The organism is Halorubrum californiense DSM 19288, from assembly GCF_000336875.1.
Lineage (GTDB): Archaea > Halobacteriota > Halobacteria > Halobacteriales > Haloferacaceae > Halorubrum > Halorubrum californiense.
The window spans coordinates 1-26,626 of record NZ_AOJK01000048.1; the positions used below are offsets into that span (position 1 = coordinate 1).

Sequence of the window (26,626 nt, forward strand, 5' to 3'; positions counted from 1 at the left end):
CCCCGTGCCGTCATCGGATTCAACAGAGCAATACAGACCTAATGGGACAGCGGCTACAAGTGCTGGTACCGTTAGCAGTAGCGAGACTCGTCCGACCCCGAAGCTAGCAATTGTACCGGCTGTCAGCAGGGTTAGTACCACTGCGAGGAGCGGAAAGAAAACACAGCTGATGAGAACGGCGACCAACACAACAGACGAGAGTTTCGCTACCGTTGGATCATGCGTTGCGAAAATCTGGTTGAACCGGATATGTCGTTCAAGTGTCTGTCGGAGACTTCCTCCCATCGGTACCCTGCGTACGCGCTGAACTGAAGTCACATCGATGTGTTCCCCGAGGAGTCCATCGTCGCTGATCGTCTGACGGAGTTCCGAGAGGAACCTTGGCTCGTCAAGATCACTTTTGTCAAATATGACAGCCCCGCCCCAGGCGTGATCGCCTATGTAGGTCCCGAGTGTGCCACCAAGGGCGTAAATCGGTTCCAATAGGACTGCAAGCGGATCCTGACCCACAAACGATGGCAGCTCCGTCGTCGGACCGTATTCAACGTAGTCTTGGTGGAGTTGATTGAGCCAGTCGGGCGGATGGTAAAAATCGTCGTCGGTCCAGACGAGACGGTCGTGATTGGCGGCTTCCATCCCAGCAGCGATGGCATTCGCCTTCCCGGAACATCCGATAGGGTCGCCAGCACAAATCAACCGAACGTTCTCCGGGAGCCCCTCTCGGCCCGAGACCGGGTCATCTTCGTTGTCGTGAATAATGAGCAGTTCGTCTTCTGAGCCCAGCTGTGCGGCGACATCACCACAAGCGTCAGTCCAAGAAACCGTTGGGAGGAGTACACTTGTCGGGGTGCGTGTCTCTCTCTTCGACATCCTACTCGAAACGTGAGCGCGGATATGGATGGTAGTTTCTTATGACTTCTCTGACTGAAGCCAAACAGAAAGACCAGGACGGCACAACCTATATTGACGAAACGAGAGATGGCCAACCTACAGTGTCCGACGTGCGAGATCCCGAAGCGCTCGCAGACCTGCTCGGTGACGAGTGCGCGCGCACGATCCTCGTCGAGGCCAAGAAAGAGCCCTGCTCGGCCGCAGAGCTCAGCGACTGCGCCGGGGTCTCGGAGCCGACGGTCTACCGCCGACTCGAACGTCTTCGCGAGTACGACCTGGTTACAGAAGACATCCAACCAGTCACCGACGGAAAGAATTACAAGCTTTATCGGACAGAACTCGATAGCATCGAACTCGATCTCAGCGAGGACGGCTTCGAGATCACGGTCTCACGTCGGGACCGGATGGTCGACCGCTTCACGCAGTTTGTAGAGGGTACCTGATATGCTTGACATACTCCAGATCGATCTCGACACGTTACGAACCATTCGTCAGGCGAGTGAACTGATCCCTATGATCCTCGGATTGGCGATTAGCTACCTCGCCTACGCTGCATACCGGCAAAACCAGAGCCGTCCGATGCTATACATCGCGATCGGGTTCATGCTAGTGTTGTTCGTTCAGGCTCCGCTGGGTCTGGTACTCATTTACTTGTTAGAGCTTCCAACTCCGGTTCTCAACATCATTGTTCAGATACCCGAGTTCATCGGTCTAGGACTGATTCTCTACGGGTTGTGGGCGCCGCGTCGGGACTAACTTGACGGCTCATATCCGTGTCTATGACAGCCAGCGAACGGAGACTGCTCTTGTGGTGTCTTGGATGAATCCTCGTGTGTAGCCCGTTTGAGGCGCGAGCAGAATAGACGACCGCGGCGGCGTCAACACTGGCCTTGCGTTCATACTGGACTTGTATACACATTCCCCCATCTGGTGGGGTCAAAATCCTTGGGGGTCCGTCCGACCGGGTTCAGGAGCAGACGACAGTGACCGACATCCGCACGGAGGATCCCTCACTTGAGGAGATGTTTGCTAACTACACGACCGAAACTACCGGCGATGTATCTGCCAAGCCAGCGGTCGGGGGAGGTGCCGACAGATGAGCGTCGGTACCGTCGCCCGGAAGGAGATAGTCGACGCCGGACGGTCCAAGGCGCTCTGGGCGGTCACGGTATCAGTCGTCCTGTTCACCGCTGGTATCACGGCGCTGCTCGGGGTGGTCGGAAAGCAGTCGACGACCGAGGTCTTCAACCTCGCTTTCTAGTCCGCAGCCTCGATACTTCCGATCATCGCGCTCTTTCTCGCGAAGGGAGCGATCACCGGCGAACGCCAGTCCGGGTCCATCCGGCTACTGTTGAGCCTCCCCCCGTCTCGCCGCGACATCCTCTTCGGCAAACTGATCGGCCGGATGTCACTGATGCTCGTCGCGGCGCTGGTCGGAGGCGTTGCGACCGCAGTGGCCGTCGTCACGCTGCTCGGCGGGGGACTCGGCCTGCTGGTGCCGTTCATCGGATTCCTCTGTTTGATGAGCATATCGTTCGTCGCGGTCGGTGTCGGTATCTCGGCCGCCAGCGCGAATGACCAACGGGCCAGCGCGTACGCCGTCGGGCTGTATATGGTTCTCGTTGCGCTGTGGAGTCTGATCTACGCGGGGCTCCAGGCCGGCGCTTCCTGGCTCGGGCTGGCTAAAACCGCGAGTCAGCCGGTCTGGTTACAGTTCCTCGCTATCTTCCCGCCGCATAGAGCCGCTACTGCCGCGTTCGAAGCTGTGGCTGACGGTGGCAGTGTCTTGGCTGCCGACCCGTTCGCGTCCGCGTGGCTCCCGACGCTGGTGTTGCTGGCCTGGTTCGTTGTTCCGGTCGCGGGCGGATATCTCCGGTTTCAGAATGCCGAGATCGAGTGACCCCCACAACCCCACAGACTGCCACATCACCTAGGAAGACTCCAGACCACCTACAGTTACTATTCGCCGCGTCTACTGTCCCGAATAACAAGCACAGTAGTGGACATCATTCACCGTCACGCTGGGTGGACAGTCGGCCTCGTTCGTTGCGACAGCCGTAATTGGCCCGGATTTTATATTGAACGGAGCGTCCTATAGAGATTCTACACGTGAGAGGGTGTCGAAATTCTCCGAAGAAGTCCGTCCAGTAGCTCCGGAAGCACGTTGGCTTCAGCGAGTGAAGCCAAGAGAATCTGCCTTTTCCCATGCGTCTGTACATCGATGTGTCGATGACCGAAGCAGATACCGACACCAACTTCGAACGAACTGTATCCCGGTCGGCCGATGACGACCGGCGAGCCAGTCGCGGTGGAATCACAGGACAGGTCGTCTCGATGCTGTGGAATCGAACCGAGAATCGACCGCGCGCGCTTTGGCGCGTCCTCGGAGTGTACGTGGCCGCACTCGTGGGGATTTTTGTACTCCCGGCGCTGGCGCTGGCGGGGACCGAACTCCCGCCGTCGGTGTCCTCAGCCGCGACCAACCTGATCGCTGCCCTTACTGGACTCCTCGTGGCGGTTGGCGTCGCGAAGTACGTCGACCGGCGACCGTTGACCGACTACGGACTCGCGTTCGGCCCGTCGTGGCTGAAGGACGTCGGCGCTGGCAGTGTCATCGCTCTGGCGGGGATGGCAGTGGCACTCCCCGTGAGTCTGCTCGCCGGGTGGGCGACCGTCTCCGAGCTGTTCTCGGGTGGCGCTGGCGCGAACGTGCTGCCGTTCGCCGTCGCGTTCGGAGTGTTCACTATCAATTGGGCGTTTGTGGCCTTCTGGGAAGAGCTGGTCTTTCGGGGCCTCATCCTGACGAGTTCCGTCGAAGGACTCCGGAGTCGATGGCTGTCCGACCGCGGCGCAGTCGTGGCAGGAGTAGTGGCGTCCTCGTTGATCTTCACTATTGGGCACTTCCCGGGCTCGCTGGGAGCATTCGGATTCCGGATGGTGTTGGGTCTCCTCTTCGGCGCCGCGTACGTATGGACCGACTCGCTGGCACTGCCGATCGGCCTCCATTTCTTGGTCAACTTCGCGATGAACAACATTTACGGCCTGTCGAACGTCGCTGAGGCTGCCGAAATAGTGATGCTGATCCGGCCGGCGTTCACCGGCCCGCCACAGTTCGTACAGTTGTACGGGGCAGTCAACGGCGCAGCGGTACTCTGCGTTGCTGCGCTCACCGTCGGATACGTTCTCTTCCGGAACGGCGACCTCAGGTCGCGGCTGTCGTCAACGTATCTGGGGAGCGAGTAATTTAGATATGTTCGGAGGAGGACGCTCGGACTCACCAGTGGTCAGGATTATCGGGGGTATCGTGGCGCTGATTGCCGTCGCCGGCCACCTGTTTTTCGAGTGGTCGTGGGGGTCTGGTGGCGCTGTTCCCACAGCGATTGGCACGATTGTTGCGGTCTCGGTAATCGGATGGTTATTGTACAAAGTCAGATCAGAGTGGGCTACATGAAGTAGTTCCGGCCCCACGAGCTTTGTTGACTATTGGCCGAAAAGATTCCTGCCAAGTTCCGGTGATGTCCATAGCCTCGTGCTGAATACACAGCGCTAGTTGGCCAGCCGCCGGTATTTTTTTTTTTCCTCTCAAATATACGAATACTTATTATAATGCCTCACCTCCATTACCCGAGTATGAATTCACGAGGACGAGACAGTCACACAGACAGTGTGTCACGTGCTATCATTAGCTGCCGAAAGCTGCTGGCGGCGAGCGGTGTCGTTGCGGTTGGTGGGCTGAGTGGGTGTCTGAATCGAGTGGCATCGTCCGTGACGAACACGGGAGCATCGCCAGCAGCACCGTTCGCAGGCATCGCGCATACACTGGCCTCTCACCGATGAGTGGAGCTACCGTGTACAAACTGACCCCAACAGTGACCGCTGAATCGAGGTCACTCTCCGGGGAAGTCGAACTCGAAGCGTGGGTCACAGCACAATCCATCGCAGCCACCTGTTGCTTCGACTACAATGAGAACACGGTTCATCCCAATCGAGCCAACTACAACAACAGCCGGAGCAACCGAGCAAACACCCGCGGCCCGAGCGGCGCTGACTCAGATGGCGACGGGTTCGACGACGGAGTCGAAACCCGCTCGGAAGTGTTGGAACTAGAGAACCAGCTTCTCTCCCAGACCAAGGCCGAAGCAGAGTCCATCAGCAAGCGCTCCGCACGCACAGGACGGAACGGTATCGCAGACATGTGCGACACCATCCGAGACATCCAAGCCACATTGGAGAGCCGCTCTGACGACGTATGCGTGACCGTACGGGAACAAGCCGACGGACGGGTGAAACTGACTCGGCAGGCGGCGGCCCACGTCGACAACGGGGAGTGGGACCACGCTGCCGAGACCATCCGAGAAATCCAAGCAATTGTCGAAAGGGACATCGAACTACTCGAATCACGCTTGACTGATACGGACGGAGAAATCATCCTTGGGGAAGGGGTTGGGCTTACGTGCTTGGTGAACATGTAACTCTCTGAGGATTTCAACAGGAGCATTAGTTCCCGTATACACCCCTCTATCGATGTGTGAATTAGCTTATTAAGGCTTGAAACGCCGGATTATGGTGGGGTTCTATTGAAAACAAATGGTTATCGGAGCTTAAATTTCGTCGGGTTAGCAGAGACTATTCGTCTGAGTCGACCGGCCCCTTGTACTGCGAGCGGATCTTCTCGCCCTCCCGCCACTGCCAGTAGTAGTAGCGATTATCGTTGATCTCCTTGATCGTAATCGTCGCTTTCGCAGGGACGTCGTCAGGGAGATCATCAGGTCGCTCCTCATCTTCGTCTTCAGCCGACTCTTCGTCGAGCTCGGCGCCACGGGCTTTGTGCGATGCGAGCGCCTCGGCGTAGCGGGCGATGTATCGGAGTCGAGCTGCCGAATAGCTGTTGAGCGTGTTGACGATATCCGTCGGAAGATCTTCCGGCGGCGTCGGGGGTTTGGGGGACATCAGCGATCGTCTGTCTTAACCAACAACACGTCCATTGACATAGTTTTGTTGGTTAAGATTTCACGCTCTTATGTAGAAACGCGGAAAGGAGTCGTTGAGTTGTACCCAGCAGCGAATTAGGTACGCCAACTAGGACCCAGATCGCTGGACGACAGCAGGTCTTCAAAATGTCAAATCNGAATTAGGTACGCCAACTAGGACCCAGATCGCTGGACGACAGCAGGTCTTCAAAATGTCAAATCGCCTTTCCGCGGCTCTACACAAGAGCGAGAGTTCAGCCAGTGTTCTCTTGACCGCTTGCGACGTAGCTGCTACTCCGTTTCTCCACAGATACACTCGTGTCTCTGCTGGGACCGCCCAGTAACGTATTCATAGATCTCGGAGGCGCGCTCATACATCGCTTCTGGAACAGCCGGAGTATTGAAGTACGCCTCTCGTAGAGTACGCCTTGCTCTTTCAGAAACAGTTCCTCGCGTTTTATTCAACATAATGACTAGATGCTATACACCGTCGCACAATGATTGATGACCTATTTGAGCTACTTTTCGATGTTGCTGTTGAATTGATTCCGAATAGCGTCTGGAAACTTCTAGCGTTTATGATCGGTATCGTGTCGGTAGGAGCTGGGGTGATGCTGTTTACTCAGTCAACGCGCACGGGTGGAGTCCTGATACTTGTTGGAATAACATTGCTGGGCGGCTCAGTCATTTCTTGGTACCGATAACTGGGTGTCACATTATCTAACTGAATATCATTGTCCCAATAGCGAACGCCATCACCAGCCAGACCAACAGCGCTGTTTCCTTTGCTCGCATTTTTTATCCTTGGATATAGATGGCAACGGTCGTGTCAAAGTGTTACCGTCGCGTTTCCGCGTTTAAAATCGGTGCGAGACAGTACAAAGGATTCCATGGACGTCGTCACTTCTTGATGGCATAAATAATGAGTAAAGCGAGTGGGATTGTAGTGAACAAGAAGACGAACACACCGGCTGCGACGCTGCCTTCAAATTGAGCGGATATTATTAACGCAATTAGCGAGACAGCCCCAAACAGCCCCATCGATACAAGTGACATCCGAGTGGACGATGAGCTATCTAACCGCAATAATGCGGTACCAACGTCAATCATCGAGTCTTGGTTGTCACTCTCAGCGTTCCAATCACGTGTGTTGTTGTCAGCCTCACTTGCCTCAGCAAGCAAGCGTGTAATCGCAGTCGGATCAGCAAGCCGAGGTAACTTGGTTGGCCGGTCGCCACGGTCAACAATTACCGTCGAGGTGTCCAGCCAACCGTCGACAGCGTCGCGTTCGACTTGAACCTCACTATCATCAAGCGAATCGTACCGCCAGAGAGGTGTTCGAAACAGCGTGTCGGTGGCGACAATAGCGCTCGAATCAGCTTGGTATTCAATACCAGCGTACCGAACCCAGTAGTCCAGCGTGACGAGTGTAAGCGGGACACCGATCCCGAGAACTACGAATCCAACTGCGATTCGGATGGATCCGTCGGATACGGCGACTGACGCGGCGAGAAAGGCGAGCGGCGAGAGTAGCCACGGCCCGGGATGTTCTCTGAAGTGTGATGTGGTGGGAATCAGTCGTCCAAGAAGTGATGGGCGGAGTACTGTCGGAGTTCCTGACAGCGTTGTTTCGATCGTCTCAGCATTTGGGGGAGTGTATTCGTCTCCGCGACCAACAAGTGACCACAGTCCAGCACCGAGACGACCGTCATAGTAGTACCCGGCAAGGTCGGTGAGGAGTCTGATTGAGACGACGACAATAACGAGTGGCCCAGTCGCGACACGTTCGATTGTCCGAGTACCCGCCCCACTTCCGCCGTTGGTAACAAAGACGGCTGCGGCGAGCAGCGCGACGACACTCGCAATGAGTACTGTTGCGCCCTCAGTCAGAACGCTTTGGAGGGCCGTGGCGACGTTGTGATCTTGATACCCGTCATCCCGAAAGTAGGTAGTGATTGTCCGCCATCCCTCTGCAAGAAAGATTCCAAACGCACCAGCGACAATCCACGCTGACAACTCAGCAGCCGGATTCACAGTCGCCGCAGGCCCAACAACTAGCGCACCGACAAAGATCCACAATCCAACGAGGAACGGAGTCACGAACAGCAGTGTCGGAATCGACATCACCTGAATGTCGGCATCAACTACTGGGATCGGAATTGAAGCCCCCTTTTCATCGAGTGCTCCTAACACAAGTGGGTCTTTGTCTCGCTCTACTGGCCGCCCAGCGAACAATGCCCGAACGACAGCCCAGAAGCAAACAACGCCGAACTCGAGCCAGTACAGCGTCAGCAGTCCTAACACAGATAGATCGAAAGCGACTATCCCCACGATAGGGACCAGATTTGCGATGATAAGTGCCGCCAGTTCTGGATCTGGGATACGGCTGTCTCGTGTGTTGTCAGACGGTGCTGTTGTGTTCATCGTTGACTGATGTTGCTGGCTGACTCGCTACCGGCCCCTCGAGCATGGAGTGTCTGCTGAGAGGTACTCGCAAGCACGTCTGGGTACTCGAAAGTGGCTGTGACCGTTATCTCACTCCGCCGTCGCGGTATCAAATTCGCAGTGTGAGCCATGAAAAAACGAATCAGGACTGATCGCTGTGTACAGGGAGGTGTTGCTTGAGAGTGCCTCCCGCTGAGGCGAGCATGACAAGAATCCCGATCATGACGAGCAAAGCCGCAAGAACCGGTTCAGCTAGGTAATAGAGCCCCAAGCCCATCACAATGTTTGTACTAGCCAATACGAGCGGGTAGACTACATGCCCTACGTACATCACTTTGTCTTCCGTTATGTTTGTGTGGTGGTTCAAGATGTAGTTATTGGCTAATAATACAGAACCAACGAGTGGCGTTAATCTAATTATCCAGACATCCAGACGGTACCGCCTCATATTCAGGAGGTAGCCGTATACACCACGCCGCTGACCGCTCTGGGGAGGAGTAGCTCTGTTTGGCTCTCCGGAGTGGAGATTTTTGGCTCTCTGTCACAACACCGATCGCCGAGTACTGTGGTTTCAATACGAATACGTTTCAACCGTCTCCTTCTGGGTAGCATCGGTTTGGGTGTCTTGCGAGGCGGTCAGTGAACGAGTTCGGTGAACACACGTTCTTCGGCTTTCCGAAGGTGCTCACCGACTGTTCCGGGAGAGATACCAATGGCTTCTCCAATGTCTTCGAGAGACGCTTGGCGGGGGTCGCTGTAGTACCCCAACTCGACTGCTACTTCAAGCACTTCTTCTTGTCTGGATGTGATCATCCTGTTGAACGATGATCTATTAGCGTTGTAGTCACCCATCTTGAGGATGTCAAACGCGAGTTGATCCATTTCGTCAGCATACTCGTACAGTCTGCTGAACGTTTCGTTGGTTCCAATGTATGTAATTTTGATATTATTATCAGACGTGAAGTGAATCGGCGTTTCGATTACCAGAAGCGATTCGCGTTGTAGTTCGAGGGAGCGGCGAATCGGTTCCGTCGGTTCGAACTGACTTACAGCCATCCACCGGTCATCTCCGGCGGTGAGATAACTGCTGACAAGCGGAGACTCTTCCATGATCTGTTTGTATCGTTCCTTACTGCCGCTCGCCTCGGCGAATAGGAGTACGGTATCATCGTCGAGCAGTTCGATATGATGAATGGCCCTCCGTTCGATAGACGGGTCGCGTGTAAGTTCTTTCCCGAGTGGATGGAACGCCTTCCCCCCATTTGGTTTGATTAGCACTGTGAGATATCGCATACAAGAGCTAGATATGCGCGGAATTAAACAACCACGGATATCCCACTTGACATCCTCCTCCGGGTAAATGCGGAGGAATCCCGAGCGGTGGGAGTTTCGGGTTTACACCTATGCTCAACCTTGTGGGGCGTCCGGGTGTTGTTTTTGTACCGGGACGCCAGCAGATGTCAATGGACTCGGGGGTATCTTCTGATTCGTTTTAACCAGTCAGCATATCAGCACACGATTCAAGCATATGCGTCCACCGACTACCTTTTTGTATACTACCTCGTTACTGGGTGGACAGGCTGCCTCCGTAGGCCGGTTCGGAATCCGCTCCGTTCCGACCGATTCCCACCTACAAATAGGATTGCTTGTCAGTTAAACGCCGTTCTTCTGAAACTCAAGGGGGTATGGTGCGTGGATTTTCTCCTAAGTGACGACGCGTATCCATGGCCTGAACGCCGTGGTAATGTGCCTGTTCAGCGTATAAACAACGCCACAGATGAGGCAGCGTGCCTACTGCGCTACGCGAGGAACTAGTATCGTGTAGACAATGCAACGGCAGAAACGCTCGACCACCGACCAACCGATAAACGAGGTGGTCACAGCCCTCCCGGATGACGCCGTCGTCAGGCATGATTCACACGTGAACGCTCCCGCACTCGTGATTCGGGCAGACCACGTACAGACGGTTCTTTCGAGACTTCGCTCCGAGGTAGGACTCGACCACTGTTCGTGTGTGACTGCCCAAGAGTACGACGACCGTTTTGAGACAGTCTATCACCTCACCAGCTACGACGACCGAACGCGAGAGTTGTCCGTCGTGGTCCCGACAATCAAAGACGATCCGGTCAGCGAGTCGGCCACCCCGGTTTACCGGACGGCCGAGTGGCACGAACGGGAGGCCTACGATCTCGTAGGTATCGAGTACGATGACCACCCGAATCTTCAACGAATTCTGCTTCCGGAGACGTGGCAGGGCCACCCGCTACGGACGGACTACGACCAGACTCAGCCACAGATCGCCTCTCTTCGTGAACACGCTAACCCGCTGAAAGACGATGTTCGGCAGGGTGACACGATGTTCCTCAATATCGGGCCGCATCATCCGTCGACACATGGTGTGCTCCATCTGAAGGCGGTCCTCGATGGCGAGCAGGTGGCGGACATCGAACCAGACATCGGCTACATCCACCGATGCGAGGAACAGATGTGCCAGCGGGGCACCTATCGCCACCAGATCATGCCCTATCCTGACCGGTGGGATTGGGGTGGAGCTGGCCTGCTCAACGAGTGGGCTTACGCTCGCGTTATCGAAGACTTGGCTGATATCGATGTCCCCGAGTACGCCCAGCTCATCCGGACGATGAGTGCCGAGCTGTCCCGAATCCTCTCGCACCTGCTAGCTATTGCCATGTACGCCTTGGACGTCAGTGGGGAGTTCACTGCGGCGTTTATGTACGGATTCAATGACCGGGAGGGCGTCCAAGACCTTCTCGAGAGCCTGACCGGACAGCGCATGATGTTCAACTATTTCCGAGTTGGCGGAGTCGTTTGGGACATTCCCGAGCCCCGCGAGGAGTTCTTCGAGAACGTCCGAGCATTCACTAACGACCTCCCACAGAAAATTGAGGAGTATCATTCCCTGCTGACGAGCAACGAAGTCTTCCAGACCCGCACCGTCGATACCGGCCAGCTGCCACCGGATGTTGCGAAGCAGTACGGAGTTACTGGACCGGTCGCTCGTGGTTCCGGCATCGACTACGACCTTCGGCGCGACGATCCCTATGGCTACTACGACCGTCTTGAGTGGGACGTAGTCACCCAAGACGGTTGCGATAACTTCGCTCGCGTACTCGTCCGCCTACGGGAAATCGAGGAGTCAGCAGCCATCGTGGAACAATGCGCGGATCTTCTCGAAGACTGGCCGAACGAGGAGCGCATCTGCCAGGCCAACGTCCCGCGGACGCTGAAGCCCTCTGGAGAGTGCTACAGAGCCGTTGAGGGGGCCAAGGGCGAACTCGGGATCTACATCCGCGCTGACGGAACCGAGACCCCTGCCCGGTTCAAGATTCGCGGGCCGTCGTTCTCAAATCTGTCAGCGCTGCCGGCGATGGCTGAGGGTGAGTACGTCCCCGACCTCGTCGCGACCCTTGGGAGCCTCGACACAATCATGGGGGAGGTGGATCGGTGATGATATCCTCCTCAAGGCTGCGGGGAAGCGACTCCGGCCAACAGGTGACCTGTATCGCCTGCGGAGAGACCCTCGACCGCGAGGACGCACGCGAGTACGACAAACATGGCGACCGCTGGACCCGCGAGGGCAAGACCTTCGAGTACCTGTGTAAGCCCTGCGACCGCGAGTACTGCCACCAGAACCGCGAGGGACTCGAGGAGACGCTCTTGGCGGCCGATGCGGGCCGAACCGACCGCAAGACGTTCCTCAGACGGTTCTGCGAGTTGACGACCGACAACGAGAACTTCGATTGAGAAACGCATACAGATGGATTCTCACCACAACAACGACCGCAACGATGCCGATTCAACGCCAAACCGACCGATGTCGGTTTCGGACATCAAGGAATCGTACGACGAGTACGCTGACCAGATGGACCGGTTCGAATGGATCGACAGTGTGATTTTAGGTCGCTATCGTCGCGCTCGCTTCGGAGATGTCGAGGGGAGAGTGTTAGATGTCGCCTGTGGGACCGGCACGAATTTCAAGTATCTCCCCGACTCGGTTGACTTGGTCGGGATCGACATCAGTCCCGAGATGCTGGCGAACGCGACGAAACAACTCGCTGAGTTGGAGATCGACGGGAACCTCAAGGAGATGGACGCACAGGAACTCAAATTTGCCGACGACAGCTTTAACGCGGTGATTTCTTCCCTGTCGACCTGTACCTTTCCGGACCCCGTCGCCGTACTGCGCGAGATGGAGCGCGTCTGTAAACCGGACGGGACGATTCGCCTCGTCGAGCACGGACGCAGCGACATCGGCCCAATGGCGAAGTATCAAGAGTGGCGTGCGGACGCTCACTACGAAAAGACCGGCTGTCGTTGGACCCAAGAGCCGCGCGAACTTGTCTCGGAGGCGGGCCTCGATGTGCGGAACACCAATACTGGGCTCTTTGGCACGATCACTACGTTCGAGATCACTCCGAACCAGCGTGATCAACGGTGATCGCACCGTTTTCGACCGTTGAAGTGGCCAGCCGTCGGGTGCCCCCTGACGATCGCGAGAGCAGTGAAAACTTGGTGATGCCCACATGGATGATCGGATGTCCATGCTCCTCGCCTGCCGAGGACTCCCCTCCCGAATTACTTTTACAACTCAACTAATCGTGGTGAACGATGGCTGACCTCCTGATTCACGACGCAATTGTCGTTACGATGAATCAAGAGAATCAGGTCCTGAAAGACGGCTCCGTTCGAGTCACAGATGGGTTCATCTCATCGGTCGCACCAACTGATCCCAGTGATCGAGACTCGACTGCCGACCGCGTGATTGATGCCAGCGGCAAGGTCGTGATTCCCGGCCTCATCGACGCCCACCGCCACACTGATTTTGCGCTCGTCCAAGGCCTCTTTAGTGAACTCGGTGGCGGTGAGTTGCTCAAAGAAGCCTTCGCGTTGTACCACACCGCCGAACCGGCACTCGGCGAGTCGTTCTTCGAGGCGGCGTGGCAACTCGCCTGCCTACGGCAGCTCACACATGGAGTTACAACGGTCAACGCGATGGATTTTACTCCGGAACTCGGGGCAGAATCCATCGATGAGTCCGGGTTACGTGCCGTGATCGGACCTGAGCTCGCAGACTTTCTCAATCCGGCGTCCGCAGACGACCAACTCGCAGCTGCTCGTCGATTCATCGAAAGCTATCACGATACCTACGAGGGACGTGTCACCGCGAGCATCGCACCGGGCGGTGAAGCCGGCTGTTCACGGAGACTCTGGGAGGGTGTCGCTGAACTTCGGGCTGACTACCCCGACTTGCGACTCCATACGCATCTGTACGACTCTAGTGAAGCCGATACGATGGCGGCAGGGAGCGGTGCCGACGATCCGCTTGATTTACTCGACCAGTACGATCTCCTCGATGAGCGAACGCTGCTCACCCATCTACTACACGCAGACCGCGACGACGCCCGGCGAATCGCTGACGCTAGTGCGCACGTGCTTCACTGCCCGACCGTCTACAGTTATTTCCAAGCCGGATCGCAAAGTTGGTTCCCGCTCCCGGCACTCAGAGAGTTCGATGTGAACGTCGTTATCGGCCTCGACGATCCGTTCTGGTTCGACTCTTGGGACCTCATTCAGGAAGCCAAACACGCCCGACTATTGTCGAACTTCGAGTACGGGTCTCAGCAATGGTCCTCGTACGACATGCTCAGAATGCTCACCATCGACGCCGCACACGCACTCGGACTCGACGACCACGTTGGGAGCCTCGAACCCGGAAAACGCGCCGACCTACTGGTCATCGATGTCGATACCCCGCGTCTCCAGCCGTTCAGCAATCTCCCGTCAGTTCTGACGAACTCGGTGACCGCAGGAGATATCGAAACAGTCGTCGTCGACGGTGAGGTGCTCATGGTGGAGCACTCGGTCAAATCAATGGACGTCGAGGCCGTGCGCGCGGCCGCGAGACGGGAGCGGAAGCGCCTCCAAGCGCGTACCGGCTGGGAGACATCGCTCGCCGGCACCACACCCCCAGAAAAATCGATACTCAGACGGATGTCCGCACGACCACTGCTTCGAGCGATGGGACAGTACGGCCGAGGATTTTTGACTTCCTCCCGCGGCTGAAGCGCGGGATTCCTCCGGTGGGGATGTTGGCTATGCCGAACCCACGGAGGCAATTTCCCCGTCGCCGGTACTCCGGTTTGTGCGCTCCTCGTTGGTCCTTGCCCTTTCGGGAGAGTGTGATACCTCCGACCAGTTGTGGTCGTCCCACTTTAGACGCACGGGCCGAGCCATCGACCCAACTTCAATTTCGCCAGCCTGTCGTTTGAGGAACGTGCGAGACGCGCATAGGTCTGCGTTGGCTTCGTGACCGCACGGACACCGGAATACGTCACCGTCCCGATCGGTGTCGTCCTGCTCACCACACGCCGGGCAGGTCCGGGTTGTATCGGCTTCTGACCGCACCTCGACGGTGATACCGTATTCCTCTGCGGTGTGTGACTGGCGCTCGATGAACGCCCGGAACGCCCAGAACTGATGGGTCTTTGCGTTCACCTCGGCGCACTAGTGCGTCGAAAGAACGTCCGTGAGGTCGCCCACGAACACCGTAGCGACACCTTCGGCGTAGAGCCGTTCCATCAAGTCCCGAACCAGTGTATCCTGTGCGTGGTCCCGCTGTCGAGTCCGTTTGCGGTACAGCCGTCGTATCCGCTCACTGCTGTATCGTCCATTTTTCAACCGACGATGCGAGCCTCGCGACTCGCTGTATGGACAGATAATAACGGCGCTGTATCCCCACCCTACTGCGTTCCTTGTCCGCCGGGCGGACTGCGGTACTCGCTGAAGGAGGGGGCTTAGCGCCTCTATCAAGGTAAGTAAACGCCCGGCGAGAATAACTGGCCCAATCATTAGACATGACGGGCAGATCGTCTCAGTATCTGTGGGGTAACAACGAGATCAAACGCCGCTACTAACAGCATCACGATTTGTAGAGTTTGATCCTCGACAATACGGAGAGCAACTCCAGCCACGATCAACGATGTTATTGCGGGGATTCCTAAGCGGAAGAGTTGATTCTGGAGCAGTCTTGCTTGCTGTGACATACATCGCTATTTTATATCAAGGCTGATAGCGGCTAAGGGGGTGTTTCTCAGTGAGATACAACTGTGACGAGTCCGGAACTATTGAAAGTAGATTATAGTAGGCATCTCAGATTGTGGACTGACCACCAAGCTGAACGTCTAAGTGGAGTCTTTGTATGTAGAAGTGACCTGAAAACAGGTTAGTGATGTCTCCCTTCTGCTCCGTCGTGAGATACGAGAATAGTCGGGAGATGCCGCCAAGACAAAATCAACACGAGTACCCAGAATCCGGTCCAGACATTCACAAATAGCGGTGATCCGAGAACTCCCGTACTCGCTAAGACGCCCTGTTCCAATAGTGGGTTAGCGACTCTCAAGACAATAATCTCGAACAATACGTACGGAACCAGCAGAAAGCCCGCGAAAGTCAATAACCGCCGCTGTTGTGGCAACGTCACGAAAGCTCTGTGTAATGGTGGGAGTATACACGCCAACACGATACTCAGTCCGATCGCTAGGCGGAGAAGCGAGTTCATTTCTGGAAAAACNGTCACGAAAGCTCTGTGTAATGGTGGGAGTATACACGCCAACACGATACTCAGTCCGATCGCTAGGCGGAGAAGCGAGTTCATTTCTGGAAAAACACCTCGAAGGATGATCATCTCATCGCCACCAGACTGTGCGACTGTGTATATTCGGCCGAAAGGCATTGCCGCAAAAATGAGACACAGGCCGATCGACTTTTTCGACGGGCTGTCGAGCGCTTTTATGATATAATATCCAATCCACATCAGCCCATACGTAAAAATGAGGCCGGCAATTGGTGCTAAGACAATTTCGGGCGTTTCTCGACACGCAAGCCGCCAAGTGTTGAAATTCCGTGGACCCCAGGCTTCACAGATCAACCGGCCAACTCCGGTATGTGAAATCTCATGGACCTCATTGTGTACGAATAGTAGCGCGACAAATGCGGTTGCCCAAAAAGCACTAAAACTGAATTGGAGTGGCTCGCTACGGCTGTTTTCAGTCATATTATCTGACCGTGGTGGCATAGATGTTCATACGCATAGGAAATAATAGTCTGGAGAGCCACGTTTCTGGGCTTGAAACGACCTAAATCGGGGGTTTTCATTGGTAATTACAGCGGTAGCGAGGCGAAAGCCCACCCCTTCAGGGGTGGGATGGAGCCAACAACTGGGAACCAATCCACATTCATAGCCACGGTTGGGGTTGGATGTTTGCGTAATATCTTTAGATGAGTGGTTTCTATATACTGGCGATGCCTCGTGGGTTCGACAGGGAACGTACCAACGTCCACAAACTCCAGTACCACTTCATCTGGTGTCCGAAGTATCGCAAATCGGTACTTGAGGGCGAGGTACGTGGCCGTCTTGAAGAACTCATCGAGGAGAAAGCTGACGAACTCGGTTTAGATATCCTCGAGCTGGCGATCCGCCCCGACCACGTACACCTGTTCACCACGGGCGACCCGACGCTCGCTCCGAACAAAATAATGCAACAAATCAAGGGCTACTCCTCGCGCCGACTTCGGGACGAGTTCGACTTTGGCCTCCCGTCGCTGTGGACTCGCTCGTACTTCGTCTCAAGTGCGGGCGATGTATCCAGCGAGGTCATCGAGGAGTACATCGACGCCCAAGCAGGTGAGTAGTCATGCAACGGAACGTTTCAACTACGGTGCGGGTCAAGCTCCACTCGCTGACCAACAGGAAAGCCGACCTGCTCGCCCGTGAGTACGAGGCGTTCCAGATCAAGGTACACGGCGGAGACGCCGATCTCTACTCTGCGACCGACCAGCAGGCGTCGAAAGTCAAGCGACAGAAAGACCCGAACCCAGATACCGAACAGCCCGTCGTACTCCGCAACGACGTGTTCGACGTGGCTCACGACGAGGAGACAGTTCTCTCGTCGTGGTGGGTCAAAGTCCCCGTCTACGACTCCGAACGGGGACGCGGAAACTCCATCTGGTGTCCTGCTCACGTNGTGGGTCAAAGTCCCCGTCTACGACTCCGAACGGGGACGCGGAAACTCCATCTGGTGTCCTGCTCACGTCCCTCGAAAGGACGAACAACTCGTCCGTGAGGGTGACATTCGGGACAGCGAGTTAGTGCGCCGTGACGGTGACTGGTACGTCCATCTCGTCGTCAAACGGTCTGTGACCGTGGCTGATGAGTACGACGACGTGCTGGCTATCGACATGGGCGCACGCTGGGCCGCCACCTGTGCGTTTCTCTCCGACCGCAATACCACGTTCTACGGCGAGGAGATTCGTCATATCCGCGAACACTACAAGCAGTTGCGGAAGTCCATTGGGAAGGCGAAACCTCGACAGGGACAGCAGGTGGTCGAGCGTATTGGCGACGCGGAATCGCGAAAGGTAGACGATCGCCTCCACAAGATTGCTCGCCAAATCGTGGCGGACGCCGAGGAGCGGAACGCGGTCATTGTCGTGGGCGACCTTGGCGGGATTCGCGAAGACAACGACAAAGGACGGTACGTGAACGATAAGACCCACAAGATGCCGTTCGCNGTCATTGTCGTGGGCGACCTTGGCGGGATTCGCGAAGACAACGACAAAGGACGGTACGTGAACGATAAGACCCACAAGATGCCGTTCGCCCGCCTGCTCAACTACATCGAGTACAAGGCGCACGAGGTGGGGATCGACGTACAGTTGGTCGAAGAATACGACACGTCGAAGACGTGTAACCGCTGTACGGCCGAGGGCATCCGCGAGACGCAGGGACGCTTCGAATGTCCAGAGTGTGGACTGGACGACAACGCGGACAAGAACGCTGCGCTGAACATCGGTAAACGAGCCTTGGGCAAGTTCGAGAGACCGCTGTCCGAGGCGGGGGCTGTACTGGCACAGCCCGAAACGCAGGTCATCGTCCAACGTGACGACGAACCTGCGAACCTCCCGCTACTCGTGGATTCAACCCCCAGTGGGGGAACCCCACGGATTTAGCCGTGGGAGGATATCAGAAACCGAAGTGTGAGTCACGTGCGACAACCGAATATCCTTGAGCCGAGAGCGCGTCATCACGGTACTGATTTACAATTAGTTGTTGCGGCACACGTCGTAGTCCGAATCGTCGATCAGAGTTGTACGTCACAGTAATGGCCGTTTGTTCACCCGTATCGTTGATCGTCGCCGTGTACGTGGCCCAGTCTTGGCCGTCAGTCGTCACCTCTAACTCAACCATCTTGTCTCCATCTGGGTTCGAGTACGTCTCGGTTCGGACAGTAACGTCAGCCGCTCGGAGTCCAAATAGGTACGAAACGGCGTAGCTCGCTGTGCCGCCTTCTACGGAAACCTCATCAGCAACTCCCCACTGGAGTGCGAGAACCGGTGGTGTCGGACCGGTGAAGTCGTCAATTACTGTATCCACTCGTTCCTCGGTTCGAAGCTGGAACGTCCCGTTCGACTGTAGAATCGGCAGCCGCATACCCACTAGGAGAGTACCTCCGACAAGGACAGCCGGAAGCAGTGATGTCAGTGAATATACACCGAGAAATATTAAGACCGAGAATACGACTACAAGCGCGTTGAGCGGGCGTTCGCGTCTGAGATATTGTTGGACCACCTCATGCACTTCTTTGGAAGCCGATAGGTTCGTGGAGTGCACGGTGAGAGTTATCTCCCTCAAAATATGTTGATTGTTTTGCTCTGTCACAAAATCTCACTATTTGTATGATTCATCCGGTTAATTCGCTCACCCTGCCGTCACAAGGACGAAGCCGATAACACCGACGAGGAACCCAATTACAGTAAACACAAACCCGGTTAGTTTCACTCGACGTCCATAGGCATCCAGTCCATCACGGGTATACAGGATTGTGATGAGCCGTGAGGGGGGCCGGAACGGACTTGGTGGCCGCTGGTCTGGCATGCGCTCCCGCAGTCGTCTGTACTCGGTGAACGACCAACTCCCGTAGAGAATGAGCCCTACAATAAATCCGAGTATGGATAGAACTGCGGTGAGTAACGCGAAGCCAACGGGATCAGTCAACCTGACCTGTACTGTTGTTGTGGACGAGTTCAACAAGAGCGCTACTACGGAGGCAAGTGAAATGAGAAATCCGATTGGAGTAACCAACAGGAGACGCTTACTCCCCCGACATAGCGTGTTTCGTTCGACCCCGAACACCGTGTTGTGGTGAGACGTTTCCTGTTTACTTGTTTGACCGATCCCCGTATTTTGGCCAGCATTACGCGCTCCAATCGCATGAAGCGTGGTTAAGACTGTTATGAAGCCCCCCAACCCGATGAATTTGAACGGAGCAAATGTTGTCTGCCGTTTGAGGAATCCCCTGCTGGGACTGTCGGGGGCAACGTAGGCGGTTGTAGTCGTGTTCGGTTCGTATGGCTCAAGAATCTGTGCTGCGTCATCCCGGACGGTATAAATCGGCTTCGTTGAGCCGGGGAATATCTGGTTACTCGTGTACTCGTCGCCCTGATACTCGTAAGTATGTTCAACCCGAACTCGATAGTAAAATCGGCGCCCCTCTGATCTGCTAAGCTCCGTCTCGACGACAGCTGTTTCGACGGCAACAGGATTATTGACAGCATCTGTTTGCTGAACGTAATCGTACCCACCGTACCCCGCGATACCAAGTCCAAGGGCGAGTGTGAGAAGAATAATTGGTGTAACCGTGATTGCCACTCCGCGGACAGTGAACTGCATGTTGATCAGGTCTCTGTGAGAGAGCGAATAAGCGTAGATGGAGCGTTTCAACAGGAGCAACGCTGGGGTGAAGTTTATTTGAATGACATAGAATGGATGACAGTAGCAGTACCAACCAGATGGTCCCCGTAGAACCACCTTCAACAACGTCGACACCTGACGAATCACGAAGCAAAACCCGAAACAATGATCCTCGGCTCCGTCTCAACGCCGTCGGCAAGCAATACGGCGATTTCTGGGGCGTCCGCGACGTGTCGTTAGACATTGGACCAGGTGTGTTAGGACTCCTTGGTCCGAACGGGGCCGGTAAATCAACGCTGATGCGACTCATTACCACGTATCTCGCCCCGACAGAAGGGACGATCTCTTTTAACGAGACAGACGTGGTATCGTCACCGAACACCCTTCGAGAGAATGTCGGCTACCTCCCACAGGATTTCGGTGTGTACCCAGATCTCACCGCCAAGGAATTCCTCTCGTATCTCGCAGCGATCCGGGGTCTCAGACGGGGGGAAGCGCATGAACGCATCGACGACTTACTCGCACTTACTAATCTTCAGGAGGCGAAAAGTCGCCGGCTTGGAAGCTTCTCGGGAGGAATGCGTCAACGCGTCGGTATCGCGCAGGCTCTGTTGACGGATCCTGATCTCCTCGTCGTCGACGAACCGACTGTTGGCCTTGACCCAGCGGAGCGGGTTCGGTTTCGAAACGTCCTCTCATCGCTCGGAGACGATCGCATAGTGATCCTCTCAACGCATATCGTCTCTGACGTTGAAGCAACAGCGACCGACGTGGCAGTGCTCGCCGATGGACAGGTGCGCGCTCACACAACGCCGGAACAATTGCTTGCTGAGGTTACTGACTGCGTGTGGGAAGTGGTCGTCTCACAAGATGACCTCCAATCGCTCAAATCAAACTACCTCACGAGTACGACAACGAGGCGAAGCGATGGGGTCCACGCACGTATTGTTACTGAAGGCGATCCACCCAAGAACGCGACAGCGGTCTCGCCGACCCTCGAGGAGGCATATCTTGATCTACTTGATGGATCAGACGCCACCACATCGGGTGAGAACGCGTGACTGGCATCCGGGGAGCCGTTCACGTTGCAATCGCTGATTTACGCCGACGGCTACGCTCGCCAAAGTACCTCGTCATTCCGGTCCTCATCGCGATATTTGCGCAATCACTCACGGGAGATACGACGCAGTTAGTCGTTGCCGGAGAGTATACCGGCGTTCAAAATGCGGCGTGGTTCGGTGGGATGGTCGCCACGATGGGCACCTTCTTGCTGTTTGTGTTCGGTTTCACGTTGGTGCGTGGAGCCGTGACTCGAGAACGCGAAATGGGTGTGGGAGAACTTGTGGCCACATCTCCAATCAGTGGCGGAAGATATCTCGTCGGTCGGTGGCTCGGATATTTTGTCTTGCTCACCCTCGTGACGATACTCCTCATACTGGCAACGATCGCTGCTTACGCACTTCACGGGACCGGCAGCTTCGATTTCTGGGCGCTTGCTTCGCCGTTCGTGTTTCTCACGCTGCCAGCAATGGCGCTTGTCGCCGCAGTCGCGATACTGACAGAGACAGTCCAGCCGCTTCAAGGGACACTTGGCTCTGTGTTTTATTTTTTCGCCGCAGTGGCTGTATTCACCATTACATCATTAGGGTCGGGCGTCACGTACGGTCCGACCGGATTGGCAATCGTCCGGAATAGTATGGTTGAAGCAGCCGGTGCTGACCCCTCCGTGTTTGAGAATCGGTCGTTCGCTTTTACCGGCGATCCCGGTAGTGTGACGACGTTCACATGGAATGGGATTGACTGGGGAGCACCGGAACTTCTCAGCCGAGGGCCGACACTAGCTGCGACGTGTCTCGGACTCCTCATTGCCGTCGTGGCATTCGATAGGTTCGAACCGTCTCGCAGCATTCTCCAACGGATAATGGGGAGACTTGTCGGTAGTGATGAATCTCAAAGTGAGAAAGAATCACCACCAGAGCAACCTACTCCGGCCGATGTCAAGTCGAGAGACATCGCTGAGATGACTCTCCAGTCTGTCACACAACACCCGAGCCGGCTCCCAGACCGTCGGATGTTAACCGCAGAGATCCGTATGGCGCTACGCGGACAGCAGTGGTGGTGGTATCTCGGGATTGTGGTTTGTATCGGTGCTGGACTGTTTGCGCCGGTTGACACTGCTCGTGGCCTAGTCCTTCCAGTTGCGTGGCTTTTCGGCCTCTCAGTATGGGCCGGGCTTGGTGTTCGGGAACAACGTTTTCGGACCAGTGAACTGGTATTTACCACCCCGTACCCACTTCGACAGCTCGCAGCCGCATACATCGGTGGGGTATCTGTTGCGATCGTGTCCGGTGCCGGTGTCCTCATAGCACTTGTTTTGGCAGGGAAGTTCACAACAGTTGGCGCAGTCGTTATCGGCGCCTGTTTTGTTCCGGCATTAGCACTCGCGAGCGGGATTTGGCTCGGTACATCACGTGTGTTTGAGATACTGTTCCTCTCGTTGTGGTATCTCGGGCCAATGAACGCAGTCTACTCACTCGATTTTATGGCCACACATCCAGAAACAGTCGCGCAAGGGACGCCAGTTTGGATAGCTGTCGTGACGGTGGTTCTCGTAATCGCCGCTGTCGTCGGTCGAAGTAGAGAAATTCAACAGTAAGAGCAGATATACGTCTCAGAGCATATCGTGTTTCCAGTGACGTAACAAGCACAGTGGTATTATTTATGAATCGGTCAAACAGTCGAGGTGACTGGCTGTAATGATGACATCAACCGGCCCCGGATTCGATCCGGTCCCAAGTGACTATTTAGATGAAGCACACCTCCACCAATGCTGTTGTCATTAGTAACATCAGTTGCCATCGATGCTGTTGTCGTAAGTCTACTGGCGTGGGTAACATGGCAGGTTGCGAAGGACCGATCCCCGCCGAATGCGGTCCCTTTCGCGCTCATGAGCGGCGGCCTCCTGTTGTGGGCACTCCTCTCGTTGGTCTCAGAATTCCCAAACGCCTGGGGAATTGGGTCAAATCTCGCTGCGCTAGCACAGATTGTCCCAGCCGTGTTTCTCCCCGCGATCTGGCTGGTCTACGTACTCGGGTATACCGGCCGGGAGACTGGGTTCACTCGGCTTCGAGGAGCGCTATTTGTTCTCCTCGCGCTCCCGTTGGTTGGGGCAGCAGTCACGTTCGAAGGTGATCCATCGAGGGAAGAAATTCAGCGCTCGCTCGCATCACTTGTCGGGACTGAACTGTTCCTGCTGTTTGCTGTGTACATGTATGCGGCAGTTGTTTTCCTCAGGTATGGGTGGAATCATGACCGGGTATCGAGAGCGCAAGTGAGTATCCAACTGGGAGCAATTTCAGCACCATACATCATTGGTGGCTGGCTCGACGGAAGCTCAATTGTTGATGGCGTCACAGGCGGGCTATTGATTTCGGGAGGCCTCCTTGTGGTGGCGGTTCAACGCTATCCAGTATTGACGGGATTCCCCAAGGCGGACTATGTCGCGCGGTCACGCGTCGTCGAATCGCTTCAAGAAGCAGTTATCGTTGTAGATTGGGAGGCGAACATCCTCGATGCCAATGTGAGAGCTGAAGAGGTGTTTGGTTGGACTACGCGGAATATGATTGGGACACCACTTGACGCGGCTGTCGATGGTATCACCGGAGTTGACCTTTCAGCTGGCAGTACAGAACTGGTCTCGCTTCAGACAACAAAAGGTCGACGTCAATTTCAGTTTACAGTTTCCGACGTCGAACGGAACACCAGCGACAGCGATAGCGAGCCGGTTGCGAGAACAGTCGTCTTTCGAGACGTGACCGATCAGCGGACGCGTGAACAACGACTCGCTGTACTCAACCGAGTCCTGAGACACAACACCCGGAACAAGCTCGATGTGATTTTGGCGCATGCTGATCACATAGAAGGCGACACGCACCGCACGGCGATTCAAAATAGCGCCGCAGATCTCGCCTCGGTCAGTCGAAAAGCGCGCGAAACCGAGGCAGTGATGACTGACAGCGTTGGCGCTCCGTCAACGGTCGATATCGCTGCTGTCGCTCATGAAGTCGCGACGACAGTCCGTGAAGACTACCCAGATGCCAACATTTCAGTTACCGCACCGGAGCGACTCCAGCTGACCACCTATCGAACGGTTGCACGCCGCCTGATGACCGAACTCGTAGAGAACGCAATCGTCCACTCAGATGACCCCGTTCGGGTTGATGTCGAACTACAACACACGACCGAGGGTGATCCACAACTCCGTGTCGCAGACAACGGTCCCGGGATCCCTGACCGTGAGCGAGAGTTATTAACTGAACCGAGCGAAACACAGATTAAACATGGACTGGGGGTGGGACTCTGGTTCGTCAACTGGGCAGTCAGTCAGCTTGGTGCGGAACTTGCGTTCCAGTCCGCTGGCACAACAGGAACTACCGTTGTCGTTCAATTCCGCAATACCACCTCACATCAGTGAGCACCGATTGACATCCTCCCCGCGCTAGAGCGCGAGACTTTCGTCTTGAATTGTCCGTGCTCCGATCCGGATCCTTGCTGAGGATTCAACAGAGCAAATCAGCCCAAAGAATTGTGCCGAACCCACCCGCTCGTCACTCGACCTTCACGTCGGTCAGGTACCACGCAATAAGCCGACCCTGTGCCCGGCGTACAATCCCGCTCGCGGTCGATTTGTCCACGCCGACCACGTCGGCGAGATCCGCCAGCGTACACCCTCTCGGGACCTCGAAGTACCCCTCTCTGAGGCCGGCGGCGAGGAGTTCCTCTTGTCGGCGTGTGAGGAGTCGGTCTGCCTGCTTCTTGTTTACTTTTGAGAGTAGTTCGTACTCAGCACCACTCCTCTCCAGCGCCTTCCGAAGCCGGTCAAACTCGTCGCGAGTACCGGTGAGGTCGAACTCGTAGAACCCGTTTTGAACTTTGATCGGAAATTCAGGCGGAAACCCTCCGGACTCGATGAAGGTGTAGAGGTCGACATCGGTCGTCTCGTACGTCGCGAGGAGTCGGTCGTCAGTACGTTCCAGCGCTTCATATGTGTTGACCGCATCGTGTTCGCGAAAGGCTGCTGCGACCGACCCAGGAGTTCGACTCAGCACCTCACCGAGTTCTTTCGCAGTGGCGCCGCTGCGGACACCAGACAGCAGGCGAAAGGTCGCATCAGGAAACGCTTCCGACAGGTCAGTGATGTACAGGTCTGGCGGAAGGCGAATGCGAAATCGGGCGTCGATCATGCTGGGTACTGCCGATTCAGACTGGTACCAACATGTTGGGGTTACGCACACATGAATGGCCCGGCAACACGGTAGTATGAACTCCGAGTCGGCCGCTGCGGCCACGAGCGCACGGACGACGCTGCGGATGATGGCACAAATAATCGCCGCGTTGATCAGAGAGCTGTGGCGCCGTGATCCTGTCTTGTTCGCCGTGGCCACGATCAACGCTGTCCTGTTCGGTGCCTTTGCCGTCGGCACCGTCTTTGACCCGATGGTCGTCAACGGGGAGCCGGCGTGGCTCAAGCCGACGAAGTTTGCCGGCTCGATCGCGCTCGTGTGCGTGACGCTCGGCTGGCTCGGTGTCCACCTCCCGGTTGACCCGGACTTTCGCCGGCGTGTCTCCCGGATCGTCGGCGTCGGTCTCCTCATCGAAATCGTTCTTATCGGCGGACAGGCAGCGCGCGGCGTCGGTTCTCACTTCAATCGGGCAACAGTCCTCGACGGGGCTATCGGGGCCGTCATGGGCGTCACAATTGTTGTCGTCACCGTCGCGATCGCTGCGCTGGCGGTCCAAGCGCGCACCAACGAGTTCGATGTCCACCCAGCGTTCGCCGCGGGTATTCTCCTCGGCATCGGCTGGTTCGTCGTTGGCGCGTTCGAAGGAGCGGCGATGATCGCAATCCAGTCTCGGGTCGTCGAGACGGCGGAGCCGACGGTCCCGGTCGTCGGCTGGCAGCTCGTCGGAGACTTCCGGATAGCGCACTTTGTCGGCCTCCACGCCCTCCAGTTGTTGCCGCTGACTGGCTACCTCGCGGCAGTTGGACACCGTCGGGGCCTTGTCGACCATCCGCGACGCGTGGTGTTTTTTGTCGCTACCGGATACGTCGCGGTCCTGTTTGCGGCTGCCGCCCTCGGCGTCGCGCCAGCCCTCATGTGAACTGCCTCAGCTAAAAAATTGGAAGGAAACGACTGTGTGAGCCGGATTATAAACCGTCTCGCCTAATTCCCTCAGCACAAATGGGGCTCGGTCCGAGCGTGTGGGCATGACTCGGACTCCCAGAAACCCGTCGTCAACGGCCCTTTTGCGAACACTTGGAACTGATAGGATCGATGTGCGAGATACACATAATAAAGTCAGCGTCAGAGCATCGTTTATTTCAACTATTTACATATAGATTAATTTCTTGATATCGACAAGGCCAGTTTCGATCCTGATTCTGCTACAGTAGTTTTTTTGGCTCTGGTGAATCGCTGTAAGGCAGCGGGATAGGTCGTCAAATCAAAGGAAGTGAAGCGGGAAATCGGCGATGATCTATGTCGAAGAT

At 56.0% G+C, this 26,626-nt stretch carries 24 protein-coding genes and 1 pseudogene; 16 read left to right on the forward strand and 9 right to left on the reverse strand.

Annotated elements, in window-relative coordinates; genetic code table 11:
- Positions 1–870 (reverse strand): glycosyltransferase (locus C463_RS17695; RefSeq protein WP_008443243.1); only part of this gene is annotated, 870 nt, incomplete at its 3' end.
- A 122-nt stretch (positions 871–992) separates the two neighbouring features.
- Between C463_RS17695 and C463_RS09755 the strand changes: the two genes are divergently transcribed.
- The 6 genes from C463_RS09755 (at position 993) to C463_RS18630 (ending at position 5,363) form a co-directional block, all read left to right on the forward strand.
- Positions 993–1,334 (forward strand): ArsR/SmtB family transcription factor, encoded by a 342-nt coding sequence (locus C463_RS09755; RefSeq protein WP_008443244.1) that lies wholly within the window; start codon positions 993–995, stop codon positions 1,332–1,334.
- A 1-nt stretch (position 1,335) separates the two neighbouring features.
- Positions 1,336–1,647, forward strand: coding sequence for a DUF7521 family protein (locus C463_RS09760; protein WP_008443245.1), 312 nt, complete (start codon positions 1,336–1,338; stop codon positions 1,645–1,647).
- Positions 1,648–1,987: 340 nt separating this feature from the next.
- Positions 1,988–2,152 (forward strand): hypothetical protein, encoded by a 165-nt coding sequence (locus tag C463_RS19665; RefSeq protein ID WP_008443246.1) that lies wholly within the window; start codon positions 1,988–1,990, stop codon positions 2,150–2,152.
- Between the two features lie 12 nt (positions 2,153–2,164).
- Positions 2,165–2,791, forward strand: coding sequence for an ABC transporter permease subunit (locus C463_RS09765; protein ID WP_275039302.1), 627 nt, complete (start codon positions 2,165–2,167; stop codon positions 2,789–2,791).
- A gap of 329 nt (positions 2,792–3,120) precedes the next feature.
- Complete coding sequence (locus tag C463_RS09770) at positions 3,121–4,134, forward strand: CPBP family intramembrane glutamic endopeptidase (protein ID WP_239638881.1); 1,014 nt, start codon at positions 3,121–3,123, stop codon at positions 4,132–4,134.
- Positions 4,135–4,739: 605 nt separating this feature from the next.
- A complete protein-coding gene (locus C463_RS18630) occupies positions 4,740–5,363 on the forward strand; it encodes a hypothetical protein (RefSeq protein ID WP_152422390.1) in 624 nt (207 codons plus the stop codon).
- A gap of 154 nt (positions 5,364–5,517) precedes the next feature.
- On the opposite strand, the gene C463_RS09780 is transcribed toward C463_RS18630, so the two are convergent.
- The 3 genes from C463_RS09780 to C463_RS09785 form a co-directional block, all read right to left on the reverse strand.
- A complete protein-coding gene (locus C463_RS09780; RefSeq protein ID WP_008443250.1) occupies positions 5,518–5,841 on the reverse strand; it encodes a hypothetical protein in 324 nt (107 codons plus the stop codon).
- Positions 5,842–6,761: 920 nt separating this feature from the next.
- On the reverse strand, positions 6,762–8,285 hold the full coding sequence (locus C463_RS18635) for a DUF6498-containing protein (protein WP_152422391.1): 1,524 nt from the start codon (positions 8,283–8,285) through the stop codon (positions 6,762–6,764).
- Positions 8,286–8,942: 657 nt separating this feature from the next.
- On the reverse strand, positions 8,943–9,599 hold the full coding sequence (locus C463_RS09785) for a helix-turn-helix domain-containing protein (RefSeq protein WP_008443254.1): 657 nt from the start codon (positions 9,597–9,599) through the stop codon (positions 8,943–8,945).
- A 535-nt stretch (positions 9,600–10,134) separates the two neighbouring features.
- Between C463_RS09785 and C463_RS09790 the strand changes: the two genes are divergently transcribed.
- The 4 genes from C463_RS09790 to C463_RS09805 all read left to right on the forward strand — a co-directional run bounded on the left by C463_RS09790 (position 10,135) and on the right by C463_RS09805 (position 14,390).
- Positions 10,135–11,775 (forward strand): NADH-quinone oxidoreductase subunit D, encoded by a 1,641-nt coding sequence (locus C463_RS09790; protein ID WP_049905786.1) that lies wholly within the window; start codon positions 10,135–10,137, stop codon positions 11,773–11,775.
- The gene (locus C463_RS09795; RefSeq protein ID WP_049905787.1) at positions 11,775–12,071 is read left to right on the forward strand and encodes a DUF7562 family protein; all 297 of its coding nucleotides are present in this window, start codon (positions 11,775–11,777) and stop codon (positions 12,069–12,071) included. Before C463_RS09790 ends, C463_RS09795 begins: the two co-directional genes overlap by 1 nt.
- Positions 12,072–12,141: 70 nt before the next feature.
- Positions 12,142–12,765: a class I SAM-dependent methyltransferase gene (locus C463_RS09800; protein WP_008443261.1), complete on the forward strand. Its 624-nt coding sequence runs from the start codon at positions 12,142–12,144 to the stop codon at positions 12,763–12,765.
- 170 nt (positions 12,766–12,935) lie between these two features.
- On the forward strand, positions 12,936–14,390 hold the full coding sequence (locus C463_RS09805; RefSeq protein ID WP_008443263.1) for an amidohydrolase family protein: 1,455 nt from the start codon (positions 12,936–12,938) through the stop codon (positions 14,388–14,390).
- A 30-nt stretch (positions 14,391–14,420) separates the two neighbouring features.
- Here the strand turns inward: C463_RS09805 and C463_RS17705 are convergent.
- Positions 14,421–15,032: pseudogene (locus tag C463_RS17705) on the reverse strand (zinc ribbon domain-containing protein); the annotation flags it as partial.
- A gap of 1,596 nt (positions 15,033–16,628) precedes the next feature.
- Here C463_RS17705 and tnpA point away from each other — a divergent pair.
- On the forward strand, positions 16,629–17,018 hold the full coding sequence (gene tnpA / locus C463_RS09810; protein ID WP_049905790.1) for an IS200/IS605 family transposase: 390 nt from the start codon (positions 16,629–16,631) through the stop codon (positions 17,016–17,018).
- A gap of 17 nt (positions 17,019–17,035) precedes the next feature.
- Here tnpA and C463_RS20305 read toward each other — a convergent pair whose 3' ends face one another.
- Positions 17,036–17,254 carry a hypothetical protein gene (locus C463_RS20305; protein WP_008443267.1) on the reverse strand — a complete coding sequence of 73 codons (219 nt, stop codon included), beginning with the start codon at positions 17,252–17,254 and terminating at the stop codon, positions 17,036–17,038.
- Positions 17,255–17,564: 310 nt separating this feature from the next.
- On the opposite strand from C463_RS20305, the gene C463_RS20310 reads away from it, so the two are divergent.
- Positions 17,565–18,335, forward strand: a complete 771-nt coding sequence (locus C463_RS20310) for an RNA-guided endonuclease TnpB family protein (RefSeq protein WP_449271962.1) — start codon at positions 17,565–17,567, stop codon at positions 18,333–18,335.
- Positions 18,336–18,348: 13 nt separating this feature from the next.
- Here the strand turns inward: C463_RS20310 and C463_RS17730 are convergent, their stop codons facing one another.
- Complete coding sequence (locus C463_RS17730; protein WP_239638883.1) at positions 18,349–19,044, reverse strand: hypothetical protein; 696 nt, start codon at positions 19,042–19,044, stop codon at positions 18,349–18,351.
- A gap of 39 nt (positions 19,045–19,083) precedes the next feature.
- Positions 19,084–20,055 carry a DUF3592 domain-containing protein gene (locus C463_RS17735; RefSeq protein WP_080510804.1) on the reverse strand — a complete coding sequence of 324 codons (972 nt, stop codon included), beginning with the start codon at positions 20,053–20,055 and terminating at the stop codon, positions 19,084–19,086.
- Positions 20,056–20,306: 251 nt separating this feature from the next.
- Between C463_RS17735 and C463_RS09820 the strand changes: the two genes are divergently transcribed.
- The 3 genes from C463_RS09820 (at position 20,307) to C463_RS17745 (ending at position 24,550) form a co-directional block, all read left to right on the forward strand.
- The gene (locus C463_RS09820) at positions 20,307–21,137 is read left to right on the forward strand and encodes an ABC transporter ATP-binding protein (protein ID WP_049905791.1); all 831 of its coding nucleotides are present in this window, start codon (positions 20,307–20,309) and stop codon (positions 21,135–21,137) included.
- Positions 21,134–22,732: an ABC transporter permease gene (locus tag C463_RS17740; RefSeq protein WP_008443271.1), complete on the forward strand. Its 1,599-nt coding sequence runs from the start codon at positions 21,134–21,136 to the stop codon at positions 22,730–22,732. The genes C463_RS09820 and C463_RS17740 overlap by 4 nt, the downstream gene beginning before the upstream one ends.
- A 171-nt stretch (positions 22,733–22,903) precedes the next feature.
- A complete protein-coding gene (locus tag C463_RS17745) occupies positions 22,904–24,550 on the forward strand; it encodes an ATP-binding protein (RefSeq protein ID WP_080510805.1) in 1,647 nt (548 codons plus the stop codon).
- 133 nt (positions 24,551–24,683) lie between these two features.
- Here the strand turns inward: C463_RS17745 and C463_RS09825 are convergent, their stop codons facing one another.
- A complete protein-coding gene (locus tag C463_RS09825) occupies positions 24,684–25,319 on the reverse strand; it encodes a helix-turn-helix domain-containing protein (protein ID WP_008443274.1) in 636 nt (211 codons plus the stop codon).
- Positions 25,320–25,395: 76 nt separating this feature from the next.
- On the opposite strand from C463_RS09825, the gene C463_RS09830 reads away from it, so the two are divergent.
- Complete coding sequence (locus C463_RS09830) at positions 25,396–26,238, forward strand: hypothetical protein (RefSeq protein WP_204365871.1); 843 nt, start codon at positions 25,396–25,398, stop codon at positions 26,236–26,238.
- Positions 26,239–26,626 lie beyond the last annotated feature (388 nt).